The organism is Gammaproteobacteria bacterium (genome assembly GCA_013696315.1).
In the GTDB taxonomy this organism is placed as follows: domain Bacteria; phylum Pseudomonadota; class Gammaproteobacteria; order JACCYU01; family JACCYU01; genus JACCYU01.
The window spans coordinates 1-8,501 of record JACCYU010000028.1 but is presented as its reverse complement, the minus strand read 5'-3'; the positions used below and the strand labels follow the sequence as shown (position 1 = coordinate 8,501).

General features: G+C 59.0%; 5 protein-coding genes and 2 pseudogenes. 1 reads left to right on the top strand and 6 read right to left on the bottom strand.

Going from position 1 to position 8,501, the window contains the following annotated elements:
- Positions 1–183 precede the first annotated feature (183 nt).
- Positions 184–1,416 (top strand): ATP-grasp domain-containing protein, encoded by a 1,233-nt coding sequence (locus tag H0V34_01655; GenBank protein ID MBA2490446.1) that lies wholly within the window; start codon positions 184–186, stop codon positions 1,414–1,416.
- A 178-nt stretch (positions 1,417–1,594) separates the two neighbouring features.
- Here the strand turns inward: H0V34_01655 and H0V34_01650 are convergent, their stop codons facing one another.
- The 6 genes and pseudogenes from H0V34_01650 to H0V34_01625 all read right to left on the bottom strand — a co-directional run bounded on the left by H0V34_01650 (position 1,595) and on the right by H0V34_01625 (position 8,442).
- Positions 1,595–2,854, bottom strand: a complete 1,260-nt coding sequence (locus H0V34_01650) for a hypothetical protein (GenBank protein ID MBA2490445.1) — start codon at positions 2,852–2,854, stop codon at positions 1,595–1,597.
- Positions 2,855–3,389: 535 nt separating this feature from the next.
- A complete protein-coding gene (rimI, locus tag H0V34_01645) occupies positions 3,390–3,854 on the bottom strand; it encodes a ribosomal protein S18-alanine N-acetyltransferase (GenBank protein ID MBA2490444.1) in 465 nt (154 codons plus the stop codon).
- Between the two features lie 37 nt (positions 3,855–3,891).
- A complete protein-coding gene (locus H0V34_01640; GenBank protein MBA2490443.1) occupies positions 3,892–4,743 on the bottom strand; it encodes a uracil-DNA glycosylase in 852 nt (283 codons plus the stop codon).
- A gap of 152 nt (positions 4,744–4,895) precedes the next feature.
- A complete protein-coding gene (locus H0V34_01635; GenBank protein ID MBA2490442.1) occupies positions 4,896–6,443 on the bottom strand; it encodes a 2-isopropylmalate synthase in 1,548 nt (515 codons plus the stop codon).
- Between the two features lie 332 nt (positions 6,444–6,775).
- A pseudogene (locus H0V34_01630) lies at positions 6,776–7,349 on the bottom strand (Uma2 family endonuclease).
- 120 nt (positions 7,350–7,469) lie between these two features.
- Positions 7,470–8,442: pseudogene (locus H0V34_01625) on the bottom strand (IS481 family transposase).
- Positions 8,443–8,501 lie beyond the last annotated feature (59 nt).

Genomic DNA, 8,501 nt, shown 5'->3' with positions numbered 1-8,501 from the left:
ACGCGGTTTCCGCCAACTCGCCGACGTCATCGCCGAGGTGAAATTTATTGACGGCATTGACGAAAGAACGATCAGCAGGAAAGCCGCCTGAATCATGCAGCCTGTACACCAGATTTGACATTAGCTCCGTTCGAAGGCCATCGAAATCAAACGTATGTACACATTCCAAGCGCAAAAACTAATATGAAGCCCGCAATTATCATTTCCGCGAACACGGGCTCGCTCGCGGTTGTACGCGCGCTCGGCACGATGGGCGTTCCCGTGGTAATAATGTACTACGACGATGCGCATGACTTCGCCCACGTTTCGAAGTACGTGGTGGAAAGGATTAAAGTGCCGCATCCGGAAGAGGCCGAAACGGCTTTTATAGATCGTGTCGTCGAATATGCCACGCACCATGGCGGTGGACTGTTGATCCCAACCGCGGATGACTCGGTTTCGGCGGTCGCGAAGTACAAAGAGCTGCTGCAACAGCACTATATCGTCGCGTGCCCGGAGGAGAGGATCGCCGAGCAGTTTATCGATAAGAAGCACACCTATGTCCTGGCCGAACGTGTGGGCGTTCCCTATCCAAGGACACTGGTGCCGACGTCAGTCGAGGAAGTGGAGCGATTCGGCAGCGAGATTGACTATCCGGTCCTGCTCAAGCCTAGTCACAGCCACCTCTTCCATGCGAGCTTCCACCATAAGTTACTATTGATCGAAAACCGGGAGGCGCTACTCTTCCAGTATCGGAGGATCGCCGAGGCCGGTCTTGGGATTATGATCCAGGAACTTATACCCGGTAATGACACACATGGCGTCAACTACAACTGTTATTTCTGGGATGGCGAGCCGCTAGTCGAATTTACCTCGGCCAAGTTGCGGCACGCACCGCCCCGCTTTGGATATCCCTGCGCTGTAGTAAGCCGGCATGTTCCTGAGGTCGTCGAACACGGCCGCGCCCTGCTCAGGGGCATGAACTACTACGGCTATGCAAACATTGAATTCAAGCAAGACCCGCGCAATGGCGTCTATAAACTGATGGAGGTCAATGGTCGTCACAACAATTCATCCCTTTTAGCGGTGCGCTGCGGCATTAACTTCCCCTGGCTTCAATATCAGCACCTGGTAGAAGGCGAACTGCCCAGGCCGCAGGAAAGTCGGGACGGGATCTACTGGCTGGATCCTTACAGAGACATCAGTTATTGGATCAAATACTATCGTCAGGAGCAGTACACCGTAAGCGAACTCATCCGCCCGTATTTCAAGCCACATATTTTTGCCACCTGGGATATCAAGGATCCCAAACCCACATCCTTGCGGGTCACGATTATGCTCAAGCAAACGACTATAAGCAGAGGACGCAAACTGTTGAGGTTGTCGAGACGGCTGTTCAGACGTTCGAAGAAGATCCTGCTTAGGACAAAGGCTTGAAATGGTGCTCCACATTTATTTCGAGGTAATTCCTTACCTTGAGCGCGCGGGACGCCTTGACACAGTGCGCGCTATCAAGCGCGCCTCGGCGACGGAGCGCCCGCGTCAAGCCCCGATTAAGCGGATTCGTAAAGCGGTGAGGCGGATCTGCAGATCAAGGTTTATTGATTGCTTGTGTTCATGCGCGCGATTTTTGCCAAAAGTTCAGTAGGTTGCCGCCGAACAGTTTGCTGTCAATCTGTTTCAGCGTTGTCTTCGTTCGCTTGACCCTTGCCTTCATGAGGGCGCGTCTCCTGCCCGCGCGAGAACGGGCAATCAAGCGCTCGACGTCACGCGCTACATCGCGGTGACCTGCTTGTTTCAAAGGCTCTACCAGCTCTTGATAGAAGCTCTTCGCAGCGTCGTAATCGACATCATTGCCGAAATTCTGTTTCGCCAGCAGCGATGCTTCCGAGGCACCAGTCGGGGGGAAAGCACGCGTTTTTTCAAGCTTTCCACACGCCCGCAGCGCGAGCTTCGTTCGCAAGCATTTCTCGCATCGACCACAGTTGAGCGTGCCCGGCTTGATATCCTTTGGGTTGTTACACACCCTGATATTTTGCAGAGCCACTTCCCAGTCAGCGACTAACTTCGTCTTGGCCAGCCTTGTCAGGACAATACCATCGTGCCGAATTCGCAAGTCATTGCTGCTGTAGTTGGGGTCCAGTAGCGGGTGTGATGCAAACGGGGTTAAGACTGATAAGTCGAAGGTTGAAGGTATGGTAACCGTCGTCAACCGTCGCGAGAATGCATGAGCAACGGACGCGAGGGCCGCCCCCAGAAACTCGGTGCCCCAAAAGTAGCTGTTAAAATCGAGCAACCTGATGTTCGTATACACCGGAATCAGGTCGAGCTGGCCGTCTTCGCGGACAATCTGTGACAAAGAGCTTCGCGCCTGCTCGAAGAACTCCAGCTGCTTGCCTTTTTCAATCCCATGGATCAGCAACCCGTCTTTGAATGACCCGCGATGTTCCAGTGGGAAATCAAGACGGTTGGCGCGGAGACTCGCGAGGGAATCGATGCCACCCGAGAGGAATACGCCCGCGCGCTCTTTGGTGCGCGGTATCGGCATCCGGTATCTTGTTTGCGCCTCGATGGTAACGAGCCTGCGCTCCGGTTTATACCAGTGGCGAAGCAAGCTCATGGCCGTGATCAGTCCGTTGCGCAGTTCAGGGCAGATTTCCGCGTCGATGGCGATCCTTCGTTCACCATGGCGCAGGGCTGGAATGATGCACGCCACCAGAAATGCATGGGGATTATTGGACAGACCGTCGGCAAACGCTACTGTCGTCTCGAAGAAAATGTCTTGCGCCGACTTGTCGGTGTCCTCCCAGGTCACCGTCGCCGCAACGCGTTTTTTGTCGTCTTTCACTTCCGCCGTAAAATTCTCGATTCTCATTTCCGTCGCTCGATGCGCTTGGCGTTATAGGTTTAGGAACGGTCTCTCGCCGAGACGGTTACCGTCGGGCTTTAGCATTAAGGGGGGCGCCGATCCCTGGAAAAAGCTTGCGAGCATTTCGGAAGGACGTTTCCCTTCCGCTCCGGCGGCACTTCTCGTCGATCTAGGATTTCGCGATGCAGGATAACGCCGAACGCCGTGGGGGAGACAGACCTTCGCGGGGGGTGATGATAAAGATTATTTGCAGAACCCGTCCCGACGAATCTCAGGTCTAACGAAATCAGGCAAATTTTAGGCCGAATCGCTTTGGCCGCTCGGTGCGCGAGGGCTGCACGCCGGCGGTTACGCTCACCAGCACCCAAGCGTACATTGTACGACGCTGGCCGCGTCAGTCTGTGCGGCGTGAGGCCGCCTACAGATCTATTGTCCGGGATCTGGTCGCCGCGCCAGACGCAATCGGCGCGCGCGACCGCACGCGCTAAGATTCCGGCAGAGGTTGAGACAGGTAAACGGGACGAAGCTCCGGCGAGCGGCGTCACAAGGCTTTCGCCAGAATAACGGCGTCCTCGCGCCCGGCACGGGCGGGATAGTACGCCTTGCGCGTGCCCAGCTCGTTGAATCCCTCGGATCGATAAAGCTTGAGCGCGGCGTGATTGGAAGGCCGCGCCTCCAGCAGCGCGGTGTCGGCGCCCTGGTCACGGGCGATAATGATCAGCCGGCGCAGGACTTCGCGCCCCACGCCCTGGCCGTGAACTTCGGGGTTGACGGTGAGATTCATCACGTGGCATTCGGCGGCCGCGATCGACATGACGGCGTACGCCTGGACGCTGCCCACCGCTTCGTACACCCAGCAGGAATAACCCACGCGCAGACAGTCCCGGAAGATGCCCGCCGACCAGGGATATTGGTATGCGCACGACTCTATGGCATTTATTTGCACAAGATCGCGCCGCCGCATGGGCCGCAGACTGTATTCGCAAAGATCGGGAACAGCGCTCATTCAAGTACGTGATTGTCAGCCGGAAATCAGACGCGGCTCAAGCGCTTTGCACCAGCTTTTTCGCCCGCAGCAAATCTTCCCACGCCTTGCGTTTTTCCAGCGGACTGCGCAGCAGATACGCCGGATGATACGTCACCAGCAGGGGAATGCCCGTATCGGCATAAACGTATTGGTGCCCGCGCATTTTGCCAATGGGCGTATCCGTGCGAAGCAGGTTCTGTGCCGCGATACGGCCCAGCGCGATGATAATCTTGGGTCGGAGCAACGCGATCTGGCGCTTGAGATAAGGTTCGCAACAGGCCGCCTCAATCGGTTTCGGATCGCGATTCTTCGGCGGACGGCATTTTAGAACATTGGCGATGAATACCTGCTCGCGGGAAAGACCCAGGGCGCGGAGCATGTTGTTCAATAATTGACCCGCGCGCCCGACAAAGGGTTCACCTTGCGCATCTTCGTCCCTGCCCGGCGCTTCGCCGACGAAAAGCCAGTCAGCCGTGTGACTGCCAACGCCGAACACCGTCTGCGTACGAGTCTCTTGCAGTCCACACAAGGTGCAGCCAGCGACGCGTTGCTCAAGCGCATTCCAGTCGAGTTGCGCGACGTCGGTATCGGCGGGACTCGAGACTCGGGACTCCGGACTCGGAGGGTGGTTAAGCCGGACATCGCACCCAGGGTTTTGACCTTCAGAATGCAAAATTTCGGCTGGGCGTGAGAACGAGCGTGGCGCCTCATCCCGGAATGGGCGCGTTTCAGGGCGGTCAGACGGTGCTTTAGACTGGGCGGTCGCAGCAGTTAGAGTTTCAGTAACACTGGCAGCAATGGTTTCCCGAGTCCCGAGTCCCGAGTCCCGAGTCCCGTCCACTCGCGGCACCCACACGTCGATGCCCATGGCGCGCAGATATGCCTGCCGTTCTATTTCGTTCACGCGAAGCCGCTAACGTTACTTTTCAGATTGAACCGCGCCCGATGTACCAGCCATGATGAAGCGAGGCCGCGCCGCGGGCGGGCGTCCTGATAAGCGTCCCGGTCCGCGGCGAATGCTCATACGTCCCCCCGCTGAGGATGCGGCCTGGCTTTTTGTACCAGCTTGTTCAGCGCGTTCAAATACGCCTTGGCCGAGGCGATGACGATGTCGGTGTCCGCGCCCTGACCGTTGACGATGCGCCCGGCCTTTTCCAGCCGCACGGTCACCTCGCCCTGCGCGTCGGTGCCGCTGGTGATGGCGTTGACCGAGTACAACTGCAGGTTAGTATTGCTCGCAACGATCGACTCGATCGCCTTGAACGACGCATCCACCGGCCCGCCGCCGGCCGCCTCGCCACGGCGTTCCTCGCCGTCCACATTGACGGTCACGCGAGCCACCGGCGTCTCGCCCGTTTCCGAACACACGCGCAGAGCGGCGAGCTTGTAGTGCTCGCTCTCGGCTTCGACCTGCGCCTCGGTGACCAGCGCCTGCAGGTCTTCGTCGTAGATCTCGTGTTTTTTGTCCGCGAGATCCTTGAATCGCGAGAACGCAATGTTGAGCTCCTCTTCCGAGGAGAGCGCAATACCAAGTTCCTCCAGCCGTCGGCGGAACGCATTGCGCCCCGAGAGCTTGCCCAGCACGATGCGATTGTCCGACCAGCCGACGTCCTGCGCGCGCATGATTTCGTAAGTCTCGCGCGCCTTGAGCACGCCATCCTGATGGATACCGGATTCGTGCGCGAAGGCGTTGGCGCCGACGATGGCCTTGTTGGGCTGCACCGGATAGCCGGTGATGCCGGACACCAGCTTGGAGGTTGGCACGATCTGCGTCGCATCCAGAGTCGTGTCGCAGTCGAACACGTCCTGGCGCGTGCGCACGCTCATGACGATCTCTTCGAGACTGGCGTTGCCCGCGCGCTCGCCCAGCCCGTTGATGGTGCACTCGACCTGCCGCGCGCCATTCATCACCGCCGACAGCGAATTGGCCACCGCCATGCCGAGGTCGTTGTGACAATGCGTGGACCAAATCACCTTGTCGGCACCGTCCACGCTTTCGATGAGTTCGCGGATGCGCTCGCCCCACAACGCCGGGATGCTGTAACCGACCGTGTCCGGCACATTGATGGTCGTGGCGCCCGCCTTGATCACCGCGTCGAACACGCGCACCAGAAAATCCATCTCCGAGCGCACCGCGTCCTCGGCCGAGAATTCCACGTTGTCGGTATACCGCCGCGCGCGCTTCACCGCCGCCACCGCCTGCTCGAACACCTGATCGGGAGTCATCCGCAGCTTGTTCTGCATGTGTATCGGCGAGGTGGCGATAAACGTGTGAATACGCCCGGAATTCGCGCCTTTGAGCGCCTCGCCGGCGCGATCGATGTCCTTGTCCGTGGCCCGCGCCAGACCGCAAACGGTGCTGTCCTTGACCGTGCGCGCTACCGCCTGCACCGCCTCGAAATCACCCGGACTCGAAATCGGGAAACCGGCCTCGATCACGTCCACCCGCATGCGCTCCAGCGCCTTGGCGATGCGCACTTTCTCCTCGCGGGTCATGGACGCGCCGGGACTCTGCTCGCCGTCGCGCAAGGTCGTATCGAAAATAATGAGTTTAGCTTTTGCCGCCATGTTTCAAGCTCCTGCCATGCCGCCGCCGATTAATTTCAACTTAACCGCGGTCGGCGCCATACTTATCGACGCCTGCCATCGAATGGACAGCCGCATTATTACGGAAAGGGTCGCGTATAACCTCGCCAGGCATCAGAGTAGCCGCTAGCGCGGCAGTCGCAGTGGCAGCAGTTGGTGGACAAGAACAGACGGACTCGCGCAGACGGGCGATATTTCAAAAGCAGATTGTGCGCGATTGGAATACATGGGCGGAACTATAGCGCCCACGGCGGGCTTTGCCAAGCTTCCGCGAGCGAAACGCATGGCAAATCCACACATCCGATCATCGCCGGCTAAAAGGCCGGCTGGAACAAGCGGGAAAGATCCACAGTCGCGCCCGGCAGTCGTTCTGGCGATATAACGCCTAGCGGCGCTGGGCTTATACATCCTGATACACATCGCCTAAAGGCGTGCGAAACAGGCTCAACCGCTGCTGATCCACGTCCACCAGCCACACCTCCGGGATGCCATGCCGGGCATAGAGCGGAAGCTTGATCTCACGATCGTAGCGGAGCGACGATTCGCAGACTTCGACCAGCAGCAGCAGTCCTCGGGACGCGGACGCGAGCTGGTGTAAACATCTGCCCGGGGACGCAATAGAGCCAGGTCCGGCTGGGGTTCGCAGTGCGTGCCGAGGACTATAGGATCCTGGATCGAGAGCACGGCGGACTGACCGACAGCAAGATGAAACAACTGAATCAATCTCTTCAACGTACCCGAGTGCGTGCTGCCGATCGGTGACATATCGATAATTTCCCCCTCGATCAGCTCCACTCGAGCATCCTCACGCAGAATGCCAGCTTCGCCCATGCGGCGGTAATCCGTCACCGAAAGACGGTGTTTTTGAACCAGGTCTGTGCTCGCCATGGTAGTTTCCGCAAAGTGGGTTCAGTTCACGCTGAATGTTCTCACCAGCTTAATGATACCTTTTCAGCTTACAAGCCGCTCTGTCTGGCGGGGCGCATCTGCACCCATACGCTGGCTTGTTTACGTGTCAAGTCCCGGACGATTATAAGGCTTACGATGAAACAGCGCAGGGTGCTTGGCATGCCATTGCTTCATCGCCTGGATGGGTGGCTTGGCATTGAGGGCGGTTTGCGGCAAGTGATGGGTGTACAGGCTGCCGTAGCGATGCAACGTTTGTTCGAGGTCCAGGCGTGATTGGAAGTGATGGGTCTTCAAGGTATCGCTGATGCGTCCCAAAGAAGCGTTCGACCATGCCGTTGGTTTGCGGCTTGCGGATACCGGTAAGACGATGCTCGATGCCCAGCGCGGCGCAGCGCTGATCGAACGCATGCGCGCCGCTGGCCTCCCGCTGCCGGCGGCCGCCCAAGCGGTCGGTAAATTCTTTGCCGTTGTCGGTCAGCAGGCGGGTGATCTTGATCGGACACGCCCGGTGCAGCGCGTTGAGAAACGCCGTTGCCGATCGGGCGCTTTTGTCCGCCTTCAAAGCGACGTACACCCAGCGGGTGGCGCGATCGATGGCCACGAACAGGTAGCGCCGGGTGTGCTCGTCGGCCATCTGCGGCAGGTACTTGACATCGATGTGCACGAAGCCCGGTACATAGGTCTTGAAGGTCTTGTGCGGCGCAAGCGCTGTGGCCGGTAGCAGCGCTTGCAGGTTGCTCACGCCAGGCGTGCGCAGGCAACGATCCACGCCGGAGCGCGATGCCTGCGGGCACAGGAACTCACGGGTCACCGCCAGCAGATCATCCAGCGGCAGCAGCAGCGCGGTGCGCAGGTACACCACAATCGCCTCCTGCGCCGGGCGCAGCGTGGTCTGCAACCGCTGCGCGGTGTGCGAGCGGTCATGAAACACGGTGCGATGCCGCCACTTGCGCACGGTCGCCGTCGTCACGCCGTAACGCTGCGCCAGCACGCTGACCGGCTCCTCGCTGGCCGCGATCTCGGCGCGGATCCGCGGTGTGGTACGGGCTTGCTGGTGCAGAGCGATCATCATGCGGGCAACTCTCCAGGACAACAGGTCTTTAAGTCCTCCACCAGGCCGCGGAGAACCTC